This is a genomic window from Bradyrhizobium sp. SZCCHNGR1005 (genome assembly GCF_032489995.1).
In the GTDB taxonomy this organism is placed as follows: Bacteria; Pseudomonadota; Alphaproteobacteria; order Rhizobiales; family Xanthobacteraceae; genus Bradyrhizobium.
In genome coordinates this window covers 1,214,675-1,238,295 of the sequence record NZ_JAUEZC010000001.1, presented here as the reverse complement: position 1 = coordinate 1,238,295, position 23,621 = coordinate 1,214,675, and the positions used below count along the sequence as shown (strand labels likewise).

The window sequence follows — 23,621 nt, the reverse complement described above, 5'->3', positions numbered from 1 at the left end:
CTCTTTTCGGAGTGACTTCCATGGAAGCTGTTCACAAGACCAACAAGCGGATGCCGGTCGCCACGATGCTGGATCCGAAAATCGTGACGCCGGCGTTCGCTGCAGCGTTCGCCAAGCTCGATCCCCGGCTCATGATCAAGAACCCCGTGATGTTCGTGGTCGAGGTCGTGGCTGCGCTGACCACCGTGATCTTCCTGCGCGATCTCGTCACCGGAGGAGCCAATCTCGGCTTCACCTTCCAGATCATCCTCTGGCTCTGGTTCACGGTGCTGTTCGCCAATTTTGCGGAAGCCGTGGCCGAGGGCCGCGGCAAGGCGCAGGCGGACTCGCTGCGCAAGACGCGCTCCGAGAGCCAGGCCAAGCTCTTGACCGGCATCGACCGTACCTATCGGCTGGTACCGGGCACCAGCCTCAAGGTCGGCGACATCGTGCTGGTCGAAGCCGGCGATACCATTCCGTCGGACGGCGAGGTGATCGAAGGCGTTGCCTCCGTGAACGAGGCCGCCATCACCGGCGAGTCGGCTCCCGTGATCCGCGAATCCGGCGGCGATCGCTCGGCCGTGACCGGCGGCACGCAGGTGCTGTCCGACTGGATCCGGGTCAAGATCACGGCGGCGCAAGGTTCGACCTTCATCGACCGCATGATCCGGCTGGTCGAGGGCGCAGAGCGGCAGAAGACGCCGAACGAGATCGCGCTGAACATCCTGCTGGCAGGGCTGACCATCATCTTCGTGTTCGCCACCGTGACGATCCCGAGCTACGCCGCCTATGCGGGCGGCTCGATCTCGGTGGTGGTGCTGGTCGCGTTGTTCGTCACCCTGATCCCCACCACCATCGGTGCGCTGTTGTCGGCGATCGGCATCGCCGGCATGGATCGCCTGGTCCGCTTCAACGTGCTGGCCATGTCGGGCCGCGCGGTGGAAGCCGCCGGTGACGTCGATACGCTCCTGCTTGACAAGACCGGAACGATCACGCTCGGCAACCGCCAGGCGACCGCCTTCCGTCCGGTGCGCGGGGTCGGCGAGCAGGAACTGGCGGACGCCGCTCAGCTCGCCTCGCTGGCCGATGAGACGCCGGAGGGCCGCTCCATCGTGGTATTGGCCAAGGAGAAATATGGCTTCCGTGGCCGCGACATGGCCGAGCTCGGCGCCACCTTCGTGCCGTTCACGGCGCAGACCCGCATGAGCGGCGTCGATGCCGGCGGCTCCTCGGTCCGCAAGGGCGCGGTCGATGCGATCCTGAACTATATCGGCGGCGGAGCGACCCAGCTCGCCTCCGGCAATACGGTCCGGGCGATTCAGCCGACGCCCAATTCGGACGTGGCGCGCGAGGTGCAGGCGATCGCCGACGAGATCGCCAAGACCGGCGGTACGCCGCTGGCGGTCGCCAGGGATGGCCGGCTGCTCGGGGTCGTGCAGCTCAAGGACATCGTCAAGGGCGGCATCCGCGAGCGTTTCGCCGAACTGCGCCGGATGGGCATCCGCACAATCATGATCACCGGCGATAACCCGATGACCGCAGCGGCCATCGCGGCCGAAGCCGGAGTGGACGACTTCCTGGCGCAGGCAACGCCTGAAGACAAGCTGAGGCTGATCCGTGACGAGCAGGCCAAGGGCAAGCTGGTGGCGATGTGCGGCGACGGCACCAACGACGCACCCGCACTGGCGCAGGCCGATGTCGGCGTTGCCATGAACACCGGCACGCAGGCCGCGCGCGAGGCCGGCAACATGGTCGACCTCGATTCCAATCCGACCAAGCTGATCGAGGTGGTCGAGATCGGCAAGCAGCTTCTGATGACGCGCGGCGCACTGACGACGTTTTCGATCGCCAACGACGTCGCCAAGTATTTCGCGATCATCCCGGCGATGTTCCTGGCGTTCTACCCGCAGCTCGACGTGCTCAATGTCATGCATCTGGCGAGCCCGCAGAGTGCGATCCTGTCAGCGATCATCTTCAACGCGCTGATCATCATCGCGCTGATCCCGCTGGCCCTGAAGGGCGTCGCCTACCGCGCCATCGGCGCCGGCGCGCTGCTCGGCCGCAACCTGATGATCTACGGGTTAGGCGGCATCATCATTCCCTTCATCGGCATCAAGGCGATCGACCTGATCGTGACCGCCTTGCACTTAGCCTAAGCGACAACCGTCATGGCGAGCGAAGCTATCAATACGTCCACCGTCATTCCGGGTTCGATGCTGCGCATCGCCCCGGAATGACGAAGCAGGTGGTCTGGATTGCTTCGTCGCTTCGCGCCTCGCAATGACGGAAACAAATAGGAGACACGACAATGCTCAGAGAAATCCGTCCCGCCATTTTCGTTCTGCTGGCGCTGACCTTGATCACCGGGCTGATCTATCCGCTCGCCATGACCGGCATCGCCGGCGCGGTCTTCCCGGCCCAGGCGGGCGGCAGCCTGATGATGCGCAACGGTCAGGTGGTCGGCTCAGCCCTGATCGGGCAGGAGTTCAAGGACGACAAATATTTCCACGGCCGTCCGTCGGCGACGACGGCGCCCGACCCGAACGACTCGACCAAGACAGTGCCGGCGCCCTACAACGCGGCCAATTCGGGCGGCTCCAATCTCGGGCCGACCAGCAAGGCGCTGGCCGATCGCATCAAGGACGATGTCGAGAAGCTGAAGGCGGAGAACCCGTCGCAAGCCGTGCCCGTCGATCTCGTCACGACCTCGGCGAGCGGGTTGGACCCGGACGTCTCGCCGGGCGCCGCGCTCTTCCAGGTGCCGCGGGTGGCGAAGGCGCGCAACCTGCCCGAGGACAAGGTCCGCGCATTGGTTGTCCTGAACACGCAGGGCCGCTTCCTCGGCCTGCTCGGCGAGCCCCGTGTCAACGTGCTGGCGCTCAACCTGGCTCTCGATACCGCAGCGGCCAAATGACTGGGCTGAACCGTAGGAGCCGCAAGGCGTCGGGCTTGGCGTGACGGGGCGCTCATCTATAATGCGTCATGGCCAGTCAACGCCGCGATCCTGATCAACGTCCCTCGCCGGACGCGCTGCTTGAAGCCGCCCGGCGGGAGGACAGTCCTGCCGGGCGCCTCAAGATTTTTGTCGGCGCGGCGCCCGGCGTCGGCAAGACCTACGAGATGCTCTCCAGCGCGCAGGCCAAGCTGAGGGCCGGCGTCGATGTGGTCATCGGTTTCGTCGAGACTCACGGCCGCGCCGAGACCGAGGCCCTGGTCCAAGGGCTGGAGGTGATCCCGCGTAAGCGTATCGCCTACAAGGATCAGGTCCTGGAGGAGATGGACCTCGATGCGGTGATCGCACGGCGCCCGCAGCTCGCGCTGGTCGACGAACTCGCCCACACCAACGTGCCCGGCAGCCGGCATCCCAAGCGCTACCTCGATGTCGAGGAGCTGCTGTCGCATGGCATCGACGTCTATACCGCGGTCAATATCCAGCATATCGAAAGCCTCAACGACGTCGTCGCACAAATCACGCATGTGCGGGTACGAGAGACCGTTCCTGATTCCGTCTTGGACCGCGCCGATGCGATCGAGCTGATCGATCTCACGCCCGATGACCTGATCCAGCGGCTGAAGGAGGGTAAGGTTTATGTCCCCAGGCAGGCCGAGCGCGCGCTGGAGCATTATTTCTCGCCGGGTAATCTCACGGCGCTGCGCGAACTCGCGCTGCGCCGGACCGCCGAGCGGGTCGACGAGCAGCTGCTCACCCATATGCAGGCAAACGCGATCGCCGGCCCGTGGGCCGCTGGCGAGCGCATTCTGGTCTGCGTCAGCGAGGATCCCCGTGCGGCCGGGCTGGTCCGCTATACCAAGCGTCTCGCCGACCGCGTGCATGCGCCGTGGACCGCGATCACGATCGAAACCCGGCGCAGCCTGCAGCTCTCCGATGCAGAGCGCGACCGGCTGGCCGATACGCTCCGCCTTGCTGAATCGCTCGGAGCGGAGGCGCTGGCCATTCCTGCCGGCGGGCGCCATATCGCTGACGATCTCGTCAGCTTCGCCCAAGCCAACAATGTCACCCAGATCGTCATCGGCAAGTCCAGTCGCTCGCGCCTGTTCGAGATCATAAGAGGCTCGGTGGTGCACGATCTGGTTCGGCAGGCTGGCAACATCAGCGTTCATGTGATCGCGGGCGACGCGCTGCCGAGCAATGCGAGCACATCGGTGCAGACGCGCGCTCGCAGCGAGCCGTTTCAGCCGCGGCCCTATCTGATGGCGGCGCTGATCACGGCGATCGGTCTTGGCGTCGCGGAGCTGATCCAGCCCGGCTTCGGCGTCGAGAATGTCGATCTGGTGTTCCTGACCGCGGTGGTCGGCGTCGCGGCGCGCTACGGCCGATGGCCGTCGCTGCTGGCGAGCGTGCTCGCCTCGCTCTGCTACAATTTCTTCTTCCTGCCGCCGATCTACACCTTCACGATCACCGACCCGACCAATATCGCGGCGTTCTTCTTCTTCATGCTGATCGCCATCCTGGTGTCCAATCTGGCCTCGCGGGTGCGCGTGCAGGCGGATTCCGCGATCGGCCGCATCCGCACCACCGAGCAGCTCTATGCCTTCAGCCGCAAGCTCGCGGGCACCGCGACGCTCGACGACGTGCTGTGGGCGACCGCCTACCAGGCAGCGCTGATGTTGAAGGTGCGCGTGGTGCTGCTGTTGCCGCAGGACGGCAAGCTGACGGTGATGGCGGGCTACCCGCCGGAGGACCAGCTCGACGACGCCGACCTTGCGGCGGCGAGCTGGGCCTGGAGCAACGATCGCGCGGCAGGCCGTGGCTCGGACACGTTGCCCGGCGCCAAGCGGTTGTTTCTGCCGATGCGCACCGGCCGCGGATCGATCGGTGTCATCGGTATCGATGACGACCGGACCGGGCCATTGTTGACGCCGGATCAGCGGCGCCTGCTCAATGCGCTGGTGGACCAGGGGGCGCTCGCGATCGAGCGGGTGCTCCTGGTCGAGGACATGGACAAGGTCAAGCGCACGATGGAACAGGACCGGCTGCGCTCGGCGCTGCTGACCTCGATCTCGCACGATCTGAAGACGCCGCTGGCCTCGGTGCTCGGCGCCGCCTCGACCATGCGCGACCTTGCGGCGCGGTTGACCGACAAGGAGAAACTGGACCTGCTCGCGACTGTGATCGATGAGTCCGAGCGTCTCAACCGCTTCATCGCCAATCTGCTCGACATGACCAAGCTGGAATCCGGCGCGATCATACCCAATACCGCGCCGCATGATCTCGGCGAGATCGTCGGCAGCGCGCTCCGCCGCGCCAGCAAGATCCTGGCCCACCACAAGGTCTCGTTGGAGCTTGCCGCCGATCTGCCGATGCTCGAGCTGGATGCCGTGCTGTTCGAACAGGTCTTGTTCAATCTGTTGGATAACGCCGCCAAATATTCCCCGTCGGACACGCTGATTGCCATTCGCTCGCGCCGGGACGAGCAATGGGTGGTGCTCGACATCTGCGACGAAGGCGAGGGGATTCCGCCGGGCGAGGTCGAGCATGTCTTCGACAAATTCTATCGTGTGCAGAAGGGCGATCAGGTCCGCCCAGGCACGGGGCTCGGGCTCGCCATTTCGCGGGGGTTCATCGAGGCCATGCATGGCCGGATCTCGGCCGGCAATCGCCCAGATCGCAGCGGCGCGATGCTGACGATCCGATTACCCATCCCGGCGCTGCTCAAATCGTTGGATACCGCGGCATGACGGGTGCGCCGACCAAAGTCCTCGTGATCGACGACGAGCCGCCGATCCGCAAGCTGCTCCGGATGGGGCTGAGCACCCAGGGGTATGAGATCCTGGAGGCGCCGAACGGCAGAAGCGCATTGGAGCTGCTCGCGCAGCATCCCGCGCTGATCATCCTCGATCTCGGCCTGCCCGATATCGACGGCCACGAGCTGCTGCGAACGATCCGGAGCCGCAACGACAGCGTGCCGATCGTGGTGCTGTCGAGCCGCGGCGACGAGGCGGGCAAGGTGCAGGCGCTCGACCTCGGCGCTGATGATTATGTGACAAAGCCGTTCGGCATGGATGAGCTGCTCGCCCGTCTGCGCGCCGCGCTGAGGCATCAGCTGCAGGTCAAGGGCGAGCGTCCGGTGTTTCGCACCGGCGATCTCTCGGTCGACCTGGTGCGCCGCATCGTCAAGGTCGGTGAGCGCGAGATCAAACTGTCGCCAAAGGAGTACGACCTGCTGCGTGTTCTGGTCCAGCACGCCGGCAAGGTGCTCACCCATCGTTTCCTCTTGAAGGAGCTGTGGGACGAGCTGACCGATGCGCAATACTTGCGCGTCTATGTGCGGCAGCTGCGGCAGAAGATCGAGGCCGACCCGGAGCGCCCTCATTATGTGCTCACCGAAACCGGAATCGGCTATCGGCTGCGCGCGCCGGATCAGGACCACGTATGACAGCTCGACAGAGCTTATCGGGAACCTTCTGCAGGCATCGTGATTGCTTTGGTGCCACAGGAGATTATTTTCATGGCACGCACAGCACGAAAATATTCCAAGGGAGCATCCGCCAAAGTCGGGCGCGCGATGAAGAAGCGCAAGGCCGGCACGTTGAGAAGCGGCCGTTCGGGACGCAAGGTGAAGAGCCGCAAGCAGGCGATCGCCATCGGTTTGTCCGAAGCGCGGCGCGAAGGCAAGAAGGTACCGAAGAAGAAGACCGCCAGAGCGTCATCAAAGAAGTCCAGCAAGAAGACTACCAAGAAGCGAGGCTCGAAGCGCTGAGAGCGAAATCCTCTCGGCCGTCATTGGGCGGACCGATAGCTGCGAAGCAATCCAGTTGCTATCGCGACCCAACTGGATTGCTTCGCTTCGGGGAATAGCGACTTCGGGAGAGCGATCCACAGGCGTCTTACCCCGCCCGCCGCTGCCGCGCGGTCGAACGATGCGATTTCTTCGCGGAGCGACGCTGCGTGCGCGGTCGTCGGGCCGGCGCGCGCGAAGGCTTGGCTGCGTGCTTGCCTTTCAGGCTTCGTTTCAACGCATCCATCAGGTTGATCACGTTGCTCGGCCGCTCCTCGGGCGCGGGCAGCTTGATCGGCTTGCCGGCGGCCTTGCGCTTCACCAGGGCCTTCAGCGCGGTCTCGTAGTCGTCCTTGAATGTCGACGGATCGAAATGCGCGGCCTTGGTCTGGAGGATATGGCCGGCGAGCTCGACCATATCCTTGCTGATCCTCGGGCTTTTGATGTCATCGAAAAACTCACCCTCGTCGCGCAGCTCGTAAGGAAAGCGCAAAGTGGTACCGAGCATGCCTTTGCCGAGCGGCTCGATCGCGATGACGTGCTCGCGGTTGGTCAGGACGATCCGCGCCAGCGCCACGCGATCCTGGTCCTTCATGGCGTCGCGGATTACCGCGAAGGCGTCGAGCGCGGCCTTGCCGTCGGGTGCGATATAATAGGGGTGGTTGAGGTACCGCTGGTCGATCTCGCGCCTGGGCACGAAGCTGTCGATGTCGATGGTGTGGTTGCTCTCGATCTGGACGGCCTCGAGCTCCTCCGGCTCGACCTCGACATACCGTCCTTTCGAGAGCTCATATCCGCGGCCCTTCTGCTCACCCTCGACGATGTCGCCGGTCTCGGCATCGATCATCTGCTGCTTGAGGCGGTTGCCAGTCTCGCGGTTGATCAGGTGAAAGCGGGTCTTCTCGGTCGATGTCGCGGCGGGATAGAGGACAATCGGGCAGCTCACCAGCGACAGCTTGAGTGTCCCTTTCCAATAGGCGCGAGGGGCCATGATGTCTCTCCCGGGAAGGCTCGGCGCGGATCGGGAACCCCAACTGATCTCAGGGGTTTTGGTTCCGGGCGGCGGCCGCGACGTGTTAGGCTCGCGCGCCTCTCGTCGAGTAGGATCAAAAGCCGTGGCGCTGAGAAAGCTATCTGCCTATCGTAAGAAGCGGGATTTCGACAAGACCGCCGAGCCTTCGGGCGACGTCAAAGTCACGCCTGCCGGACGGTTGCGCTTCGTGATCCAGAAGCACGATGCGACGCGCCTGCATTACGATCTGCGTCTGGAATATGGTGGCGTGTTCAAATCCTGGGCGGTCACCAAGGGTCCGTCGCTCGACCCGCACGACAAGCGGCTGGCGGTGGAGGTCGAGGATCATCCGCTCGATTACGGCGACTTCGAAGGCATGATTCCGGAAGGTGAATATGGCGGTGGCACCGTGATGTTATGGGATCGTGGCTATTGGGAAAGCGACGATCCCGAGCGTGGCTTCAAGAACGGCGATTTGAAGTTCACGTTGAGCGGCAAGAAGCTGCACGGCAGCTGGGTGCTGGTGCGCATGCGCCACGATCGTACCGGTAGCAAGCGGACCAATTGGCTTCTGATCAAGCATCGCGACGAATTCGCGCGCGAAGGCGAGGCCAACGACATCCTGGCACAGGACAGATCGGTCGCCTCGGGTCGCACGATGGCGCAGATTGCGGCCGGCAAGGGCAGGGCGCCGAAGCCGTTCATGCTGGCGAAGGCGAAGTCGGCGAGCGCAGACGCGGTCTGGCACTCCAATTACGAGGAGATGCAGGAGCGCCCGCGGAAGGCGACTGCGAACAAGCCTGCCGCGAAGAGCGTCGAGCCTAAGAAGGTCGCGGTGATGCCGGACTTCGTTGCGCCGGAGCTTTGCACCTCGGTGGAGCAGCCGCCGGCAGGAGCGGATTGGGGGCATGAAATCAAGTTTGACGGCTATCGGGTCCAGATCAGGGTTGAAAGCGGCGAGGTGACGCTGAAGACTCGCAAGGGCTTGGACTGGACCCCGAAGTTCGGTGCGATTGCGGATCAGGCAACGAAACTTCCGGACGTGCTCATCGATGGCGAGGTCGTGGCCCTGGATGCGGAAGGGAATCCGAATTTCTCTGCCTTGCAGGCCGCCCTCTCGGAAGGGAGGACCGACCAGCTGATCTATTTTGCGTTCGACCTGCTATTTGCTGAGGGGCTGGATCTCCGCCGACTGCCGCTGCGCGAACGTAAGGCGCGTCTGCAGAAGCTGCTGAAGGCAAATATCAAGGGCAAGAACCCGCCCATCCGTTATGTCGAGCATTTCGAGAGCGACGGTGAGACGGTGCTGGAGTCCGCGCGCAAGCTGAAGCTGGAGGGTATCGTTTCGAAGCGGCTTGATGCGCCCTATCATTCCGGTCGCAGCGAGAGCTGGACCAAGGCGAAGACGCGGCCGGGCCATGAGGTCGTGATCGGCGGTTGGAAGACGACGAACGGCAAATTCCGCTCGCTGATGGTCGGCGTCAACAAGGATGATCATCTCGCTTACGTCGGCGTCGTGGGGACCGGCTTCGGCCAGGACAAGGTCAAGCAGATCATGCCGGCGTTGAAAGCGGCGGCGTCCGACAAGAACCCGTTCAGCGGCGAGAATGCCCCGCGCAAGTCGCGCGATATGCATTGGCTGAAGCCGGAGCTGGTCGCTGAGATCGAGTTCGCCGGATGGACCGATGGTGGCAACGTGCGGCAGGCGTCGTTCAAAGGGCTGCGTCAGGACAAGCCCGCGAAGGAGGTCGTAGCCGAAGAGCCGGTCATGACAAAGGTCTGGAAGCCGGTCGCGCGCGCGGCGGCGACCGTCGCCAGCGCCGGCAGCGCCGTGTTCGAGACGCCATCTCGGTCGAAGCGCGGCGCCGAAGTGATGGGCGTGGTGATTTCGAACCCCGACAAGGCGCTGTGGCCGGACGACGGCGATGGCGAGCCGGTCAGCAAGCTCGACCTCGCGCGCTATTTCGAGAGCGTCGGCGAGTGGATGATTGGCCACCTCAAAGGCCGGCCATGCTCCATCGTGCGTGCTCCCGACGGCATCCACGGCGAGATATTCTTCCAGCGTCATGGCATGCAGGGCACATCGGAGCTGCTTGAGCTTGCGAAGGTCTCTGGTGACCGCAAGCCGTACCTCGAGATCGATCGCATCGAGGGATTGGCTGCGGTGGCGCAGGTTGCCGCGGTCGAACTGCATCCCTGGAATTGCGCGCCTTACGCCTATGACGTACCAGGTCGGCTCGTATTCGATCTCGATCCCGCGCCGAATGTCCCGTTCGATGAAGTGATCGCGGCGGCAAAGGAGATGCGGCAGCGGCTCAAGAGCTTGGGGCTTGAAAGCTTCTGCAAGACGACCGGCGGCAAGGGCCTGCACGTGGTGACGCCCTTGCAATACGGCGCGCGTGACAAGGTGACGTGGCCGGAAGCGAAGAAGTTCGCACAAGGCGTTTGCCAGTGGATGGCGAATGACAACCCGGAGCAGTTTCTGCTCAACATGTCCAAGCGTCTACGCAAGGGTAAGATCTTCCTTGACTACCTGCGCAATGACCGGATGTCGACGGCGGTAGCCGTCCTGTCGCCGCGCGCGCGTGAGGGCGCCACTGTCTCGATGCCGCTGACCTGGACTCAGGTGAAGGACGGGCTTGATCCCAAGCGTTACACCATCCGCACGGTGCCAGCGCTGCTTGCCAAGACGACGGCCTGGGCGGGCTATGACGAGGCTGCAGGCGCCATCAAGGCGGCAATCAAGCAGCTCGCGAAGAAGCTATGAGTTGGCGAAGGCACTGCCTCGAATACGGCTCTTGCTATCATTGAGGGGGGCTGAAAGGAGGGGGGCATGGTGTCACCACGCCCGCCTCGCTCGATCATCGAAAATGCTGTCGGCTCAGATGCGTCCGAGCAGGACCAGGATCAGCACGATGATGACGATCAGGCCCAAGCCGCCGCCGCCATAATAGCCGGTGCCATAGAACGGTCCGCCGCCAATGCCCGAGAAGCCGCCGAGCAACGCAATCACGAGAATGATCAGGATGATGGTTCCGATTGTCATGACGTATCCCTCCTCCGCCCGGCAGCGGGGCGGCCATTTGCTCTGCCTTCGCCGAGGAAACTGGTCGGAACTTCGAAAGTTCCGGAACCGGAGCCAGGAAAATCACTCTGTGTCTTTGCGGTCGCGCCCGGCGTAACTACATCTGATCGATTGGGCAGGAAGGAGATTTCGATGTCAGCGCCGCTTGTCATCTCAATTCCGCACCGTCTCGGCAAAGATGAGGCAGTACGTCGCCTGCAGAATGGACTGACGCGCGCTGCGGCAAGTGTGCCTGTCCTGAAGGTCGATGAGGAACGCTGGGAGGGCGACCAGATGTTCTTTCGTGTCCGTGCGCTTGGGCAGGCTGCGTCAGGCCGCATCGACGTGGCGGACGAATACGTCCGTGTGGAGCTCGTCCTACCCTGGCTATTGCAGCGCTTTGCTGAAGCGGCGCAAGCCGCCATTCGCAACCGCGGGCAGTTGCTCCTCTCGAAGAAGAGCTAGCCAGATGAGGCGTCGGCTCGCGCGGGCATTTGTTTCTGCGCTGGGTGCGCTGCACCCTCGACGCGCGCGTTCACGACGGCGATCGGCAAATGGTTGAACAGCGATGAGACCGGAAGCTCGCTCGTACGCTCTCGGCCTGCAATCCTATAGCCCTCGATGCGCACCGTCGCATCGAATGCCTCCGCACGGGGCCAGACGCGGCCGCCGTCGGTCAGCGGTGCAAAGGTACGGGGAACGACCGTGATGGCGGCATCGCGGCCGCGGCGACGTGCGAATGCGATGATGTGGTCGCGATGCGGCCCGCTGACCGCAAGCGGTTCGTAGTTGCCCTCCGTGAACACGGCTGCAAATTCAGTTCGCAGCTTGAGCAACTGTCTTGTCCAGGCCAATTTGATCCGGCCATCCGGCCAGTTTTGCACCAAGTCCACCCAATCCGGGTTCTCGACGTCGCGCAATGCGGCCGCGCGCGCCGCAAAATCGACCGGCCGCCGGTTGTCGGGGTCGACCATCGACAGATCCCAGAACTCGGTGCCTTGGTAGAAGTCGGGGACGCCCGGCATGGTCACCTTCAGCGTAACCTGGCTCAACGAGTTGAGCGCCCCCAGCAGCGCAAGACGTTTGGCCAGAGTATGCAGCGATTGCAGGAATTCCGGCGATCGCCCGCGGTCTAGCATGCGTTCGATGAAGAGGTGCAAGCCCTTCTCGTAAGCCTCGTTGGGATTGAGCCAGGACGTCTCCTGCTTACCCTCGCGCGCAGCCTTCAGTGCATAGGCCTGGAGCCGCTCCGGCAATGCATCGTCATGCCCGTGGGCAGGCCATATGGCGACCAAGGTCTGGTACAGCATATATTCGAAGGTGGCCGAGGGCGCGCGGATATCGCCTTCCGTCACGACATTCGGCGCATTCAATAGCTTCCAGCGCGCAACCGCGGAGGTCCACTCGTTGGGAAGTTCGGTCAGCGCCATCAGCCGCGCGCGGGCGTCTTCGCCGCGCTTGGTATCGTGCGTTGCCGTTGCTGTCATGCCATGCGGCCAACCGTTAGCGCGCTGGCGCATGAGCTCGTGAAAATCCGCAATCGACAGACCTGTCGCCGCCGCATCGCCGCCGACTTCATTCAATGCCAGGAGACGATGGAAGCGGTAGAAGCTGGTGTCTTCCAGCGACTTCGCCATCATCGGACCCGTGAACTGCTGCACCTTCAGGGCAAAGCGCCGCACGCGTGGAACGCTATGTGAGGTGCGACGGTCGCGCTTGATGAGGTCCATGGTGAGCGCGTCACGCAGGAAGTCGAAGATGGAGCCATCTGATGCAAACCACTCGGCCCGCGCGCGCTCGATCGTGCGATCGATCATGGCCCGATCGGCCGCCGTCGGGCTCGCGGCGGTCAAATAAGTGCGGTAGACGGGAAAGTGCAGTACATAGAGCTCGAGCGCCTGACGCAGACTGTCTTCCGAATAGTCCCGGGTCGAGTAGTGACCGTTGGCGATGCGCGCGAGCAGCCGTGTCAGCACGATGAACTCGCTCGTCAGCAGCGTTTCGAGCACGCGCCGCTTGGCTTCCTTCAACACCGGCTCGAGCCGAGGCGAAGTGCTGCTGATCTGGCGCCAGATCTCGTCGAGCGGCTCCAGGCCCTTGCGATCGATCAGCACCTGGGTGATCACATTCATCCACTCGTAGCCGGTAGTGCCGTGCACGCCGACGAAGCGCGGCAGCTTCTCTTGCTCGCAGACGATCTTCTCGACGACGATGTAGAGTGGCTGCACGGCCGGGCTGCGCGCGTCGCGGATGAGCCGGCGCAGGCGCTGAAAATATTGTGCGGGGTCGCACAGGCCGTCGATATGATCGAGACGAAGGCCATGCAACTGACCTTCGGCCATCAGCTTCTTCACCAGACGGTGGATCGCTTCGAAAGTGCGGGCGTCCTCCACCCGCAGGCCGGCCAACGTGTTGACGTCGAAGAAGCGCCGATAATTGATGTCGCTGGATGCGAGCCGCCAATGGCCGAGCTTGTAATGCTGCCGCTCCAGGAGGTGGTGCAGAGCGAGCGTCTGCGCCGGACGATCGGGGCCGGCGCGATAGGCCTCAAGCCCTTTCACGATGATCTCGGCCCCGCCGGATATATCCTTCAGGGCCGCCTTGAAGGTCGGTGCTTCCTTTCGGTTCGGATGGCGGAGGCCGTGATAGCGCGAGGCGAGCTCCAGGATTCGCTGGCCGGCGTCGCTCTGTTCGGCACCAGCCTCCTTGACGATCACCCGCAGGATCTCGGCGTAGCGCTCCGGTGCGATCGGCAGGCGATGCTCGAAATACCAGCAGGAGAAGCTGCCTTCCTCGGGATCGTAGTGCAGCTCGATCTCGCCACGTTCGAGCGCCTCGCCGTAGAACGAGCCGATGATCGGCAGCAGCACGCCGCCGCGGGCACGATAAGGCAACTGATCCCAATCGATATCGAAAGAGACGGCATGCGGCGATGCCTGGCCCCATTCGAGCACGTCGAGCCACCAGGGATTGTCGTCATAATGCACGCCGACATGGTTCGGCACGAAGTCGAGGATGAGCCCGAGATCGTTCTGCTTCAGCGCGGCGCCCAGCCGCGCAAAGCCTTCTTCGCCACCCAGCTCCGGATTGAGTTTGGTGTGATCGGTGATGTCGTAGCCATGCGTCGAGCCTTTGCGCGCCTTCATGAAGGGCGAGGCATAGAGATGGCTGATGCCAAGCGCCTTCAGATAGGGGACGACGCGCGCAGCCGCATCGAAGTTGAAATCCGCGGTGAGCTGCAGGCGATAGGTGGCAAGGGGAATGGCCGGAGGCATGCTATCCTCCGATGCTCCAGTACACCGACCAGGGTGGCAGGCGATCCGCGGGTGGTCCGCCCCAGATCAGCGTGCCCGGTAAAGGCGATGAAGGGCCAGCGATCTCCTTGTCTGAAACATTGGCGAGCAGGCGCAATTTGGTACCGTCGCCCATGACCCAGTAAGCAGTCAGGAGTCCTTCGTCGCTGACATGGGCCTCGCCGAAATGCGCGCCGGGAAGCCTTGGCGCGATCTCCTTGTGGCGCAGCGTCAGCAGCCCGCGGACCAGCGCCAGGCGTTCCTTGCCCGGGCTTGCATTGCAGGCGTCCCAATCGATGACGGCTGATTTGAACGTTTCGATATCGAGCGGGTCCGGCACCTCGTCGCCATATTTGGCGTAGGCCCACTCGTACTCGGTGCGGCGTCCCTTGCGCACGGCGTGCGCGAGGTCGCCCTTGAAGTCGCAGAAGAACGGGAAGGTTCGCGTCGACCCCCATTCCTCGCCCATGAACAGCATCGGCACTGTCGGCGCCAGCAGCGTCACTGCGAGCGCGGCGGCAATGCCCTCCGGCTTTGCCAAGGCTTCGAGCCGGTCGCCGAATACGCGGTTGCCGATTTGGTCGTGGTTTTGCAGAAAGTTGACGAAGGCGCCGGGTGCGAGGTGACCGCTCGGCTCGCCGCGGGGCTCACCACCCCAGAACGCGGCGCGCTCGCCCTGGTAGACGAAGCCGGAGCCGAGGGCGCGCGCGAGACCGTCGCGCGGAGAGTCCTGATAGTCGCCATAATAGCCGGCGCTTTCGCCGGTCAGCATCACATGCCAGACGTGGTGATAGTCGTCGTTCCATTGCGCCCGAAACTTGCCGCGCGGCGGCTCCTCGTTCGAATCCAGCATGCTGGCGCGATTGTCGCCATTTTCCAGCACCAAATGGATGTGCCGTCCGCTCTGCTCGGCGAATTCGCCGACCGCCGCGCTGAGTTCGTGCAGCATCGGCACCTCGCCTGGCGGCGTCAGGATATGGTTGATGGCATCGAACCTGAGCCCATCGAAGCGGTAGTCGGACAGCCAGTGCAGCGCGTTCTCGATCGCATAGGCGCGCACCTCGGGCCGGCCATAATCGATCGCCGCACCCCAGGGGGTATGCGCATCGGTGAAGAAGGTCGGCGCGTAGCGGCCGAGATAATTCCCTTCCGGGCCGAAATGGTTGTAGACGACGTCCACGAACACCATCAGCCCGCGCAGATGCGCTTCGTCAATCAGGGTGCGCAGATCGTCGGGACGGCCATAGCTGCTGTCGGGCGCATAAAGCAGCACGCCGTCATAGCCCCAGTTGCGGCAGCCTGCGAAGTCCGCCAGCGGCATCAGCTCGAGCGCCGTGATGCCGGTCTCGACCAGGTGGTCGAGCTTGTCGATCATGGCGCGGTAGGTGCCGTCAGGTGTGAAAGCGCCGACATGGCTTTCCAGAAACACCGCGTCCTGCCACGGGCGGCCGCGCCAGTCCTTGGCGCGCCAAGGAAAGCTGGCGTGATCGATCACCTCGCTCGGGCCGGAAACGTCCTCTGGCTGGAAGTCCGAGCCGGGGTCCGGCACATCGAGATCGTCATCGATCCGGAACTTGTAGCGCGCGCCGGCGCCGAGGCCCGTCACGTGGAGGACATACCACCCGTCTTCAGTGCGCTGCATCGGCCGCAGCGTGTCGAGCACAAGATCCACGCGCTTGGCGCCAGGAGCCCAGAGGCGGAATGAGACGCCGTCCTTGGTCAGGTGAGGACCAAACTGACGGGGCCTCATGACAGGCCCGCAAAAGCCAGAACCGAGCGGGGTGGTGCCTCGAGCTCGGTGCCGGAAGCGAAGTCAACCGGCATCTGCTTGACTTCCGCGGTATTGAGCACCTGTTGCCACGTCTTGTATTCGGCGAGCTTAGGCAATTTGAATCCGATCTGTTCGGGGGCAGCGTTCAGAACGATAAAGATCGGAGCTTGCTCCGGTTCCACCGGACCGAGCACATAGGCGAGAAATCGACCGTCAGGAAATGTCCAGTCCGCCTGCGTCATTTCCTCCGCGGAGGGAGTGAGCCACAGCACGCCGAAGCTGTCATCCGGGCGCCGGCCATCGAGCCATCGGCGTGCGCGGATCTGGCCGAATCGACGCCGCAGCTCGGTCAGATGGCCGATGAAGTCGATGAGATCGTCGCCCTCGCCGCCCATCCCGCTCCAATCGACCCAGCCGACCTCGTTGTCCTGACAGTAGGCGTTGTTATTGCCATTCTGCGAATTGCCGACCTCATCGCCTGCGAGCAGAAGCGGCAGGCCTTGCGCGAGGAACAGACAGGCGAGCTGGTTCTTGCGCAACTGCCGGCGCAATGCGTTGATCGCGGGATCGTCAGTCGGGCCCTCGACACCGCAATTGTTGCTATGGTTGTCGTTGGAGCCGTCGCGATTGTCTTCGCCGTTGGCTTCGTTGTGTTTGGAATTGTAGCTGAAGAGGTCGGCCAGGGTGAAGCCGTCATGGACGGTGACGTGATTGACGCTGGCGCGCTGGGTGCGACCGTCGTGATTGAAGAGGTCGGAGGAGCCGGTCATCCGGCTCGACACCTCTCCGATCAGGCTGCCTTGGCCGCTCCAGTAGCGGCGCATCGCGCTACGATAACGATCGTTCCATTCCGACCATTGCGAGGGAAACGCGCCGACCTGATAGCCGCCGAGACCGACGTCCCAGGGTTCGGCGACGAGCTTCACGCCGGACAGGACGGGGTCCTGACGGACCGCAGTGAGGAAGCCGCTGGAGCGGTCGTAGCCGCGTGACCCGCGTGCCAGCGTGGTTGCAAGATCGAAGCGGAAACCGTCGACGTGGCAGACTTCGACCCAATAGCGCAGCGAGTCCATCACCATCTGCAGTACGCGCGGATGGGTCAGGTTGACCGATGAGCCGCAGCCGGTGAAGTCGTCATAGTAGCGCGGATTGTCCGGCTTCAGCCAATAATAGGAGGCGTTGTCGATCCCGCGATAGCAAAGTGTCGGGCCGAGGTGATTGCCCTCGGCCGTATGATTGTAGACGACGTCCAGCATCACTTCGATGCCGGCATCGTGGAGCCTCGCCACCATCGTTCTGAACGAATCGAGCGGATTGTCCTGCGCATAGCGCGGCTCAGGGGCGAAATAGGAGATCGTGTTGTAGCCCCAATAGTTCACGAGCTTCTTCTCGACCAGCATGCGGTCGTCGATGAAGGCGTGAGCCGGCAACAGCTCGATGGTCGTGACGCCGAGCCGTTTGAGGTGTTTGACCATGGCCGGCGACGACAACCCGCCATAGGTGCCGCGCAGGTTCGGCGGCACATCCTCGCGCTTGATGGTCAGCCCTTTGACATGGGCCTCGTAGATGATCGTGTCTTCCCATGGAATCGAGGGGCGCATCTCGCGCCGCCCCCAATTGAAGGTCTCGTCGACGACGACGGCCTTCGGCATGCCGCGTGCATTGTCGCGCCGGTCGAAGGAGAGATCCTCCCGCGGGCTGCCGGCGCGATAGGCGAAATGGGCATCGCTCCAGACCAGGCGGCCGGCGAGCCGCTTGGCATAGGGATCGAGCAGCAGCTTGTGCGGATTGAACCGGTGGCCGCGCTCGGGCTCATAAGGGCCATAGACCCGATAGCCGTAGAGCTGTCCCGGCGACACGTCGTTGAGATAGCCGTGCCAGACATCCTCGGTCCGTTCCGGCAGCTCGATGCGCTCGATTTCGCGCCGGCCCTGGCTGTCGAACAGGCAGAGTTCGACCTTTTCTGCGTTGGCTGAAAACAATGCAAAATTGGTCCCTCGCCCGTCCCAGCTTGCACCGAGACGGGTGGGAGTTCCGGCCAACAGCCGCATCGAGTCAGCCTTCCGGGACGAGAAATACCGCTGCCAGGGGAGGGAGGATGAGGTTGAGCTCGTTTTGACCTTCAGAGGCATGGACCTCGCCGACATTCCCGACATTGCTGCCGCCGTAATGAACGGAATCCGAATTGAAAACTTCCCGCCATATGCCACCGAAGGGCACGCGGACTTTGTAGTTATAATACACGTTCGGCGAGAAATTCACGACGACGACGCAGCGCGCGCGCGGGTCGCGCCCCTTGCGCAGCCAGGCGAACACGTTGCGGTCGGCATCGTCGGTGATGAGCCATTCGAAACCGTCCGGCTCGCAATCGCGCTCGTACAGCGCAGGCTGATTGCGGTAGAGCCGGTTGAGGTCTCGGATCAGCGCTTGGATGCCGGCATATTTCGGTTGGCTGAGGAGATGCCAGTCGAGCGACTGATCGTGGTTCCATTCGCGCTCCTGGGCGAGCTCGCATCCCATGAACAGGAGCTTTTTGCCGGGATGGCCGAACATGAAGCTGTAATAGGTGCGCAGGTTGGCAAAGCGCTGCCAGTCGTCGCCCGGCATCCGGCCCAGGATCGAGCGCTTGCCGTGCACGACCTCGTCGTGCGAGAGCGGCAGGATGAAATTCTCGGAAAATGCGTAATGCAGGCCGAACAGGATTTCGCCGTGGTGATATTTGCGGTGGATCGGATCCTTGCTGATGTAGCGCAAGGTGTCGTGCATCCAGCCCATGTTCCACTTGTAGCCGAAGCCGAGGCCGCCGAGCTCGACCGGGCGTGACACTTGCGGCCAGGCCGTGGATTCCTCCGCCGCGGTGGTGGCTTGGGGGAAATGATGAAACACTTCGGTGTTCACGCGACGAAGAAACTCGATGGCCTCGAGATTTTCCCGTCCGCCATATTTGTTCGGGATCCAGCCGCCCGAGGGACGGCTATAGTCGAGATAGAGCATCGATGCGACGGCATCGACGCGCAGCCCGTCGATCGCATAGCGCTCAAGCCAGAACAGCGCGTTCGAGCGCAGGAAGTTCGCAACTTCGGTGCGGCCATAATTGTAGATCAGGGTGCCCCAATCGAGATGGCGGCCCTGCATCGGGTTGGCGTGCTCATAAAGCGCGGTGCCGTCGAAATGGCCGAGCCCATGTGGATCGTCGGGGAAATGGCCGGGGACCCAGTCGAGCCAGACGCCGAGCCCCTCACGATGACAGGCATCGACGAGAGCGCAGAAGTCCTCCGGGCTGCCGAACCGGCTGGTCGGCGCGAACAGGCCTGTCGGCTGGTAGCCCCAGGAGCCGTCGAACGGGTGCTCGCTGACTGGCAAGAACTCGATATGGGTGAAGCCCATGTCGCGGGCATAGCTCGGCAATTGCTCGGCGAGCTCGCGATAGCTCAGCCACTGATCCCCCGCCTTGCGTCGCCAGGAGCCGAGATGCACTTCGTAGATCGAGATCGGCCTGTCCAGCGCGTTGATGCCGGATGGCGCCGGTTGCGGGTGCGGCAGCCTGGTCTCGTCGATCACGATCGAAGCCGTCTTCGGGCGCAGTTCGGCCGCGAAAGCCATCGGGTCCGACTTGAGCGGCAGGTGCTCGCCATGCGGGCCGATGATGTCGAATTTGTATTTGTCGCCGGTCTTGGCGTGCGGAATAAACAGCTCCCAGTAGCCATTGCCCCGCACCCGCATCGGATGCCGCCGCGCATTCCAGAAGTTGAAATCTCCGACCACGCTGACCCGCCGTGCGTTCGGCGCGAGCACGACGAAACCGACGCCGTCGACGCCCTCCAGCACCATCGGATGTGCGCCGAGCTTGTCGTAGAACCGCTGGTGCGTGCCCTCGCCGAGCAGATGCAGGTCGAAATCGCTCAAGATCGGCGGGAAGCGATAGGGATCATCGAGGTCGACCACGTGCTCGCCGAAATGCGCCCGCAGGCGGTAGCGTTGCGGGCCGCCTGCGATCGCCCCGGCGAACAGGCCGGATTCGTGGATACGCGCCAGCGGCGCGACCTCACCGTGTTCGCCGACCACGTCAACGCGCGACGCTTCGGGCAGCAGCGCGCGGACGACCGTCTTATCCTCAACCAGGTGTTGGCCGAGATAGCGAAACGGGTCGGCATGCCGACCCTCAATGATCGCAAACGCCTCGGGGGAAAGATGGGTCATGAGGACTCGCTGGCTGACAGAGACATAACGCGAAGCAGGTTACTGAAAGCAATACGCAGCCGATCTGGCCGGTGAGCCAGATCATAATCGAGTTCTGCGACAGCCCTTTCCAGCATGAAAAAGCGCAACATTGCCTCGGCCGCGTGTGGATCGGCCGGCCAGAGGCGTTGATTCGCCTTGATCTCGCGGTATCCGGCCAGAAAGGCGGCGACAGCGTGATCACGCCAAGCCATCAGCGCTGTACCGAGCCGGCCATGATCGTCGGAAGCGGTGGCCAGGGCGCGCTCGAGCGCTGCCCGCGCCGAGCAATCGATCGACCGGACGAAGCCGGCAACGTCGCGCGCCGGCGGCGTCTTGCGACGGCGCTCGGCGAGCGGCAGCTCTTCGTCGCCGTCGAAGTCGACAATGAAGATGTCGTCCTTCACGATCAGGACCTGTCTCAGATCGAAGTCGCCATGACCGCGAATCTTGAGACCATCAATGTCCTGGGGCCGCAGCGCACCGAGCTGCTCGGAGAGATCCGACTGTCTTGCGAGCACCTGATCGACCAGGGCGCGGTCGGCGTCCTTGAAGCGGTCACGGCGCTCACTCAAGGTCGCGAACACCCGGTCGGCTTGGGCGCGGATGCCGTCGACCCAATGCTCGATATCATCGGGGCGGATCGATTCGGGCGCGAAATCAGGGAGGTCTGCGCGCGATGCGAGCACGGCGTGCAGTTCGCCGACGCGACGGCCGGCCTGCATCATATAGCGCAGGTAAGGCGGCTGTTCCTGGCTCGAGCGCGGGTCGTCGTTCGTCGCCCGGATGCGCTGTTCGTCGATGAAACGATCGAGGTAAGCCGCGCTCACGGTCCAGCCGTCGCCCTGATTCTCGATAAAGCCGTGTACGATCCCGACCGCCTGATGTTCGTCCTCGTGGATCAGCTCGACGCTGCCGAGCAGCGGCGGGACATTGGGGAAGGGGGCGATCTCGGTGAGGAAGCGGCCGATCTCGATCTCGGGATGTGGGCCGGCCTCGAGCTGGCGGTAGATCTTGATGAAGAACGCGCTGTCGACCACGGCCTTGCTGCTGCAGCGATCGGTCTCGATGACTTTGATCTGGTCCGTTTCGCGGATCGGCTTGTGGGGAAATCTGCTGGTCGGGCGGAATTCCAGCCGCAGACCGTTCTCTTCCACCGTCAGCGACTGCCGCAGATTGCGCAGCAGCAGCGCCAGGAAGATTGGGCTGGTCGGGACATCAAGCAAGGTGCCTTCGCGCGCGCCCTGGCGGACGGCGGCAAAGGCTTGCGGATTGTAACGCTCCCGGTCGAAGCGCACCCATTCGATCTGCATCGGCAGCAGATAGCGAAGCGACTGCGGCCGTTCCGCGGCTTTGAAAAAGATCAGCCAGGGCCGATTGTCGCCGATATCGCAGAATGGAATCGCGGCGGTGAGCGTCGGATGAATCTCCTCTGCCTGGTGGACGGGGTACCAGCGGGTCCGTGCCAGGAAGCCCGGTAGAACGTCGCGCTCGAAGACGCTGCGGGTGCGCGCGAGCGACACCCAGGTGGAGCCGAGCGGCACCACCAGCGTTTCGAATTCCGGCACCACGCGCTGGACGACCGGCTCGGACTTGTCGCGCTCCTTCAGTTGGAACCAGTAGAAGCCGTAAGGCCCCAGCGTGATCATATAGGGCAGCTCGCCGATCGCGGGAAAGCGCGAGCGGCCCAGCATCTCGATCGGGATGCGGTCCTTGAATGCGGAGAGATCGAGCTCGGTCGCCTGCGCCGAGCGTGAGAGGTTGGCGACGCAAAGGATCACCTCATCCTTATATTGCCGGACATAGGCGAGCACCGCCCGGTTGGCCGGCCGGATGAAGCTCATGGCGCCGCGGCCAAAGGCGAGCGTGCTCTTGCGCACCGAGATCAGCTTCTTGGTGGCATTCAACAGCGAGGACAGGCTACGCGACTGCGCCTCGACATTGACCGCCTCATAGCCATAGACCGGGTCCATGATCATCGGCGCGTAGAGCCGGGCAGGGTCGGCGCGCGAGAAGCCACCATTGCGGTCCGGCGTCCACTGCATCGGCGTGCGTACACCGTTGCGGTCGCCGAGATAGATGTTGTCGCCCATGCCGATCTCGTCGCCGTAATAGATGATCGGCGTGCCCGGGAACGACAGCAGGAGCGAGTTCATCAGCTCGATCTTGCGCCGATCATTATCCATCAAGGGGGCGAGCCGGCGGCGGATGCCGACATTGATCCGCGCCCGCGGATCGTTGGCATAGGTCGACCACAGATAGTCGCGCTCGACATCGGTGACCATCTCCAGCGTCAGCTCGTCATGGTTGCGCAGGAACAGCGCCCATTGGCAGTTCGTTGGAATGTCGGGGGTCTGGCGCAGGATGTCGGTGATCGGAAAACGGTCTTCCTGGGCGATCGCCATATAGATGCGCGGCATAAGCGGGAAATGATAGGCCATGTGGCATTCGTCGCCCTGGCCGAAATATTCCTGCACATCCTCCGGCCACTGATTGGCTTCGGCGAGCAAGAGCTTGCCTTGCGCGTAATTGTCGAGCTCGGTCCGGAGCCGCTTGATGACGGCATGCGTCTCGGGAAGGTTCTCGTTGTTGGTGCCATCACGCTCGCAGAGATAGGGAATGGCGTCCAGCCGGAAGCCGTCGACGCCGGCGTCCAGCCATCGCTTCATCACCTGGATGATGGCGTTGACCACGCGCGGATTGTCGAAATTGAGATCCGGCTGGTGCGAGAAGAAACGATGCCAGTAGAACTGGCCGGCTTCATGGTCCCAGGTCCAGTTCGACTTCTCGGTGTCCGTAAAAATAATCCGCGTGCCCAGATATTTCTGGTCGGTATCGCTCCAGACATACCAGTTGCGGGCACTCGAGCCCGGCGCGCTTCGGCGGGCGCGCTTGAACCAGTGGTGCTGGTCCGAGGTGTGGTTGACGACGAGCTCGGTGATCACCCGCAAGCCCCGGCGCTTCGCCTCCTGGATGAAGCGCTTGAAATCCTTCATCGTCCCGAAATCGGGATTGACGCTGCCGTAATCGGAGATGTCGTAGCCGTCATCGCGGCCGGGGGAGGGATAGAACGGCAGCAGCCAGAGTGCCGTCACGCCGAGGTCCTGCAGATAATCGAGCTTCTCGGTCAGCCCGACGAAGTCGCCGATGCCGTCATTGTTGCTGTCGGCGAAGGCCTTCACGTGCAGTTGGTAGATGATGGCATCCTTGTACCAGAGGCCGTCGCCTTCCAGGTCGGGGGCGAGATCGGTCGCATCCAGGGACGACAAAAGGTTCATGAGACCCTCACGCTTCTCAGCTGCGGACGAAGTGGCGGACAGAGAGAAAGGTGGGTTCGATCCGCCGGATGCGGCTCTCCCGACAAGAGGGCAAAATAGGGGAAAATCGGTCGGGAATGGAGCCGCTCCCGACGGTTTGAGAGAATTTGTTCACGGTGATGCCATTGACAAGAAACTGACGTCCCGTTTCGTTGCCGAAACGAGACGCCGACCCTATACAAAGCCGCTCGTCCGGCCTTGGTTCCCTGCGGAACCCAAGGCCGGGC

At 63.3% G+C, this 23,621-nt stretch carries 14 protein-coding genes; 7 read left to right on the top strand and 7 right to left on the bottom strand.

The features are described 5' to 3' along the window. The first annotated feature begins 20 nt into the window (after positions 1–20). The 5 genes from kdpB (at position 21) to QXZ85_RS05610 (ending at position 6,701) form a co-directional block, all read left to right on the top strand. Positions 21–2,135 carry a potassium-transporting ATPase subunit KdpB gene (kdpB, locus tag QXZ85_RS05630; protein WP_315730070.1) on the top strand — a complete coding sequence of 705 codons (2,115 nt, stop codon included), beginning with the start codon at positions 21–23 and terminating at the stop codon, positions 2,133–2,135. A gap of 152 nt (positions 2,136–2,287) precedes the next feature. Then, the gene (locus QXZ85_RS05625) at positions 2,288–2,893 is read left to right on the top strand and encodes a K(+)-transporting ATPase subunit C (RefSeq protein WP_315701113.1); all 606 of its coding nucleotides are present in this window, start codon (positions 2,288–2,290) and stop codon (positions 2,891–2,893) included. A 68-nt stretch (positions 2,894–2,961) separates the two neighbouring features. Continuing rightward, positions 2,962–5,679: a sensor histidine kinase KdpD gene (locus tag QXZ85_RS05620; RefSeq protein ID WP_316173283.1), complete on the top strand. Its 2,718-nt coding sequence runs from the start codon at positions 2,962–2,964 to the stop codon at positions 5,677–5,679. After that, entirely contained in the window at positions 5,676–6,377 is a 702-nt protein-coding gene (locus tag QXZ85_RS05615) for a response regulator transcription factor (protein WP_315701111.1), read from the top strand. Before QXZ85_RS05620 ends, QXZ85_RS05615 begins: the two co-directional genes overlap by 4 nt. A 72-nt stretch (positions 6,378–6,449) precedes the next feature. Next, entirely contained in the window at positions 6,450–6,701 is a 252-nt protein-coding gene (locus tag QXZ85_RS05610; RefSeq protein WP_315701110.1) for a DUF6496 domain-containing protein, read from the top strand. Between the two features lie 127 nt (positions 6,702–6,828). On the opposite strand, the gene QXZ85_RS05605 is transcribed toward QXZ85_RS05610, so the two are convergent. Then, positions 6,829–7,710, bottom strand: coding sequence for a Ku protein (locus QXZ85_RS05605; RefSeq protein ID WP_315701109.1), 882 nt, complete (start codon positions 7,708–7,710; stop codon positions 6,829–6,831). Positions 7,711–7,834: 124 nt separating this feature from the next. Between QXZ85_RS05605 and ligD the strand changes: the two genes are divergently transcribed. Further along, positions 7,835–10,498 carry a DNA ligase D gene (ligD, locus tag QXZ85_RS05600; RefSeq protein WP_316173284.1) on the top strand — a complete coding sequence of 888 codons (2,664 nt, stop codon included), beginning with the start codon at positions 7,835–7,837 and terminating at the stop codon, positions 10,496–10,498. 114 nt (positions 10,499–10,612) lie between these two features. On the opposite strand, the gene QXZ85_RS05595 is transcribed toward ligD, so the two are convergent. Further along, the gene (locus QXZ85_RS05595; protein WP_315701107.1) at positions 10,613–10,777 is read right to left on the bottom strand and encodes a DUF3309 family protein; all 165 of its coding nucleotides are present in this window, start codon (positions 10,775–10,777) and stop codon (positions 10,613–10,615) included. A gap of 171 nt (positions 10,778–10,948) precedes the next feature. On the opposite strand from QXZ85_RS05595, the gene QXZ85_RS05590 reads away from it, so the two are divergent. Further along, positions 10,949–11,260, top strand: coding sequence for a polyhydroxyalkanoic acid system family protein (locus QXZ85_RS05590; RefSeq protein ID WP_315701106.1), 312 nt, complete (start codon positions 10,949–10,951; stop codon positions 11,258–11,260). Here QXZ85_RS05590 and treY read toward each other — a convergent pair. The 5 genes from treY to treS are packed head-to-tail and all read right to left on the bottom strand — an operon-like array spanning position 11,257 to position 23,355. Next, positions 11,257–14,070, bottom strand: a complete 2,814-nt coding sequence (treY, locus tag QXZ85_RS05585; protein WP_316173286.1) for a malto-oligosyltrehalose synthase — start codon at positions 14,068–14,070, stop codon at positions 11,257–11,259. The two genes, QXZ85_RS05590 and treY, sit on opposite strands and share 4 nt — an antisense overlap. A 1-nt stretch (position 14,071) precedes the next feature. Further along, positions 14,072–15,838 carry a malto-oligosyltrehalose trehalohydrolase gene (gene treZ, locus QXZ85_RS05580; protein WP_315701104.1) on the bottom strand — a complete coding sequence of 589 codons (1,767 nt, stop codon included), beginning with the start codon at positions 15,836–15,838 and terminating at the stop codon, positions 14,072–14,074. Then, complete coding sequence (glgX, locus tag QXZ85_RS05575; RefSeq protein ID WP_315701103.1) at positions 15,835–17,910, bottom strand: glycogen debranching protein GlgX; 2,076 nt, start codon at positions 17,908–17,910, stop codon at positions 15,835–15,837. The genes treZ and glgX overlap by 4 nt, the downstream gene beginning before the upstream one ends. 4 nt (positions 17,911–17,914) lie before the next feature. Further along, a complete protein-coding gene (gene glgB, locus QXZ85_RS05570) occupies positions 17,915–20,059 on the bottom strand; it encodes a 1,4-alpha-glucan branching protein GlgB (protein WP_315701102.1) in 2,145 nt (714 codons plus the stop codon). Beyond that, entirely contained in the window at positions 20,056–23,355 is a 3,300-nt protein-coding gene (gene treS, locus QXZ85_RS05565) for a maltose alpha-D-glucosyltransferase (protein ID WP_315701101.1), read from the bottom strand. Before treS ends, glgB begins: the two co-directional genes overlap by 4 nt. Positions 23,356–23,621 lie beyond the last annotated feature (266 nt).

Bases quoted from the DNA above. Each gene is read 5' to 3' on its own strand.
- kdpB (WP_315730070.1), top strand. From the start codon at position 21: ATGGAAGCTGTTCACAAGACCAACAAGCGGATGCCGGTCGCCACGATG.
- QXZ85_RS05625 (WP_315701113.1), top strand. From the start codon at position 2,288: ATGCTCAGAGAAATCCGTCCCGCCATTTTCGTTCTGCTGGCGCTGACC.
- QXZ85_RS05620 (WP_316173283.1), top strand. From the start codon at position 2,962: ATGGCCAGTCAACGCCGCGATCCTGATCAACGTCCCTCGCCGGACGCG.
- QXZ85_RS05615 (WP_315701111.1), top strand. From the start codon at position 5,676: ATGACGGGTGCGCCGACCAAAGTCCTCGTGATCGACGACGAGCCGCCG.
- QXZ85_RS05610 (WP_315701110.1), top strand. From the start codon at position 6,450: ATGGCACGCACAGCACGAAAATATTCCAAGGGAGCATCCGCCAAAGTC.
- QXZ85_RS05605 (WP_315701109.1), bottom strand. From the start codon at position 7,710: ATGGCCCCTCGCGCCTATTGGAAAGGGACACTCAAGCTGTCGCTGGTG.
- QXZ85_RS05595 (WP_315701107.1), bottom strand. From the start codon at position 10,777: ATGACAATCGGAACCATCATCCTGATCATTCTCGTGATTGCGTTGCTC.
- QXZ85_RS05590 (WP_315701106.1), top strand. From the start codon at position 10,949: ATGTCAGCGCCGCTTGTCATCTCAATTCCGCACCGTCTCGGCAAAGAT.
- treY (WP_316173286.1), bottom strand. From the start codon at position 14,070: ATGCCTCCGGCCATTCCCCTTGCCACCTATCGCCTGCAGCTCACCGCG.
- treZ (WP_315701104.1), bottom strand. From the start codon at position 15,838: ATGAGGCCCCGTCAGTTTGGTCCTCACCTGACCAAGGACGGCGTCTCA.
- glgX (WP_315701103.1), bottom strand. From the start codon at position 17,910: ATGCGGCTGTTGGCCGGAACTCCCACCCGTCTCGGTGCAAGCTGGGAC.
- glgB (WP_315701102.1), bottom strand. From the start codon at position 20,059: ATGACCCATCTTTCCCCCGAGGCGTTTGCGATCATTGAGGGTCGGCAT.
- treS (WP_315701101.1), bottom strand. From the start codon at position 23,355: ATGAACCTTTTGTCGTCCCTGGATGCGACCGATCTCGCCCCCGACCTG.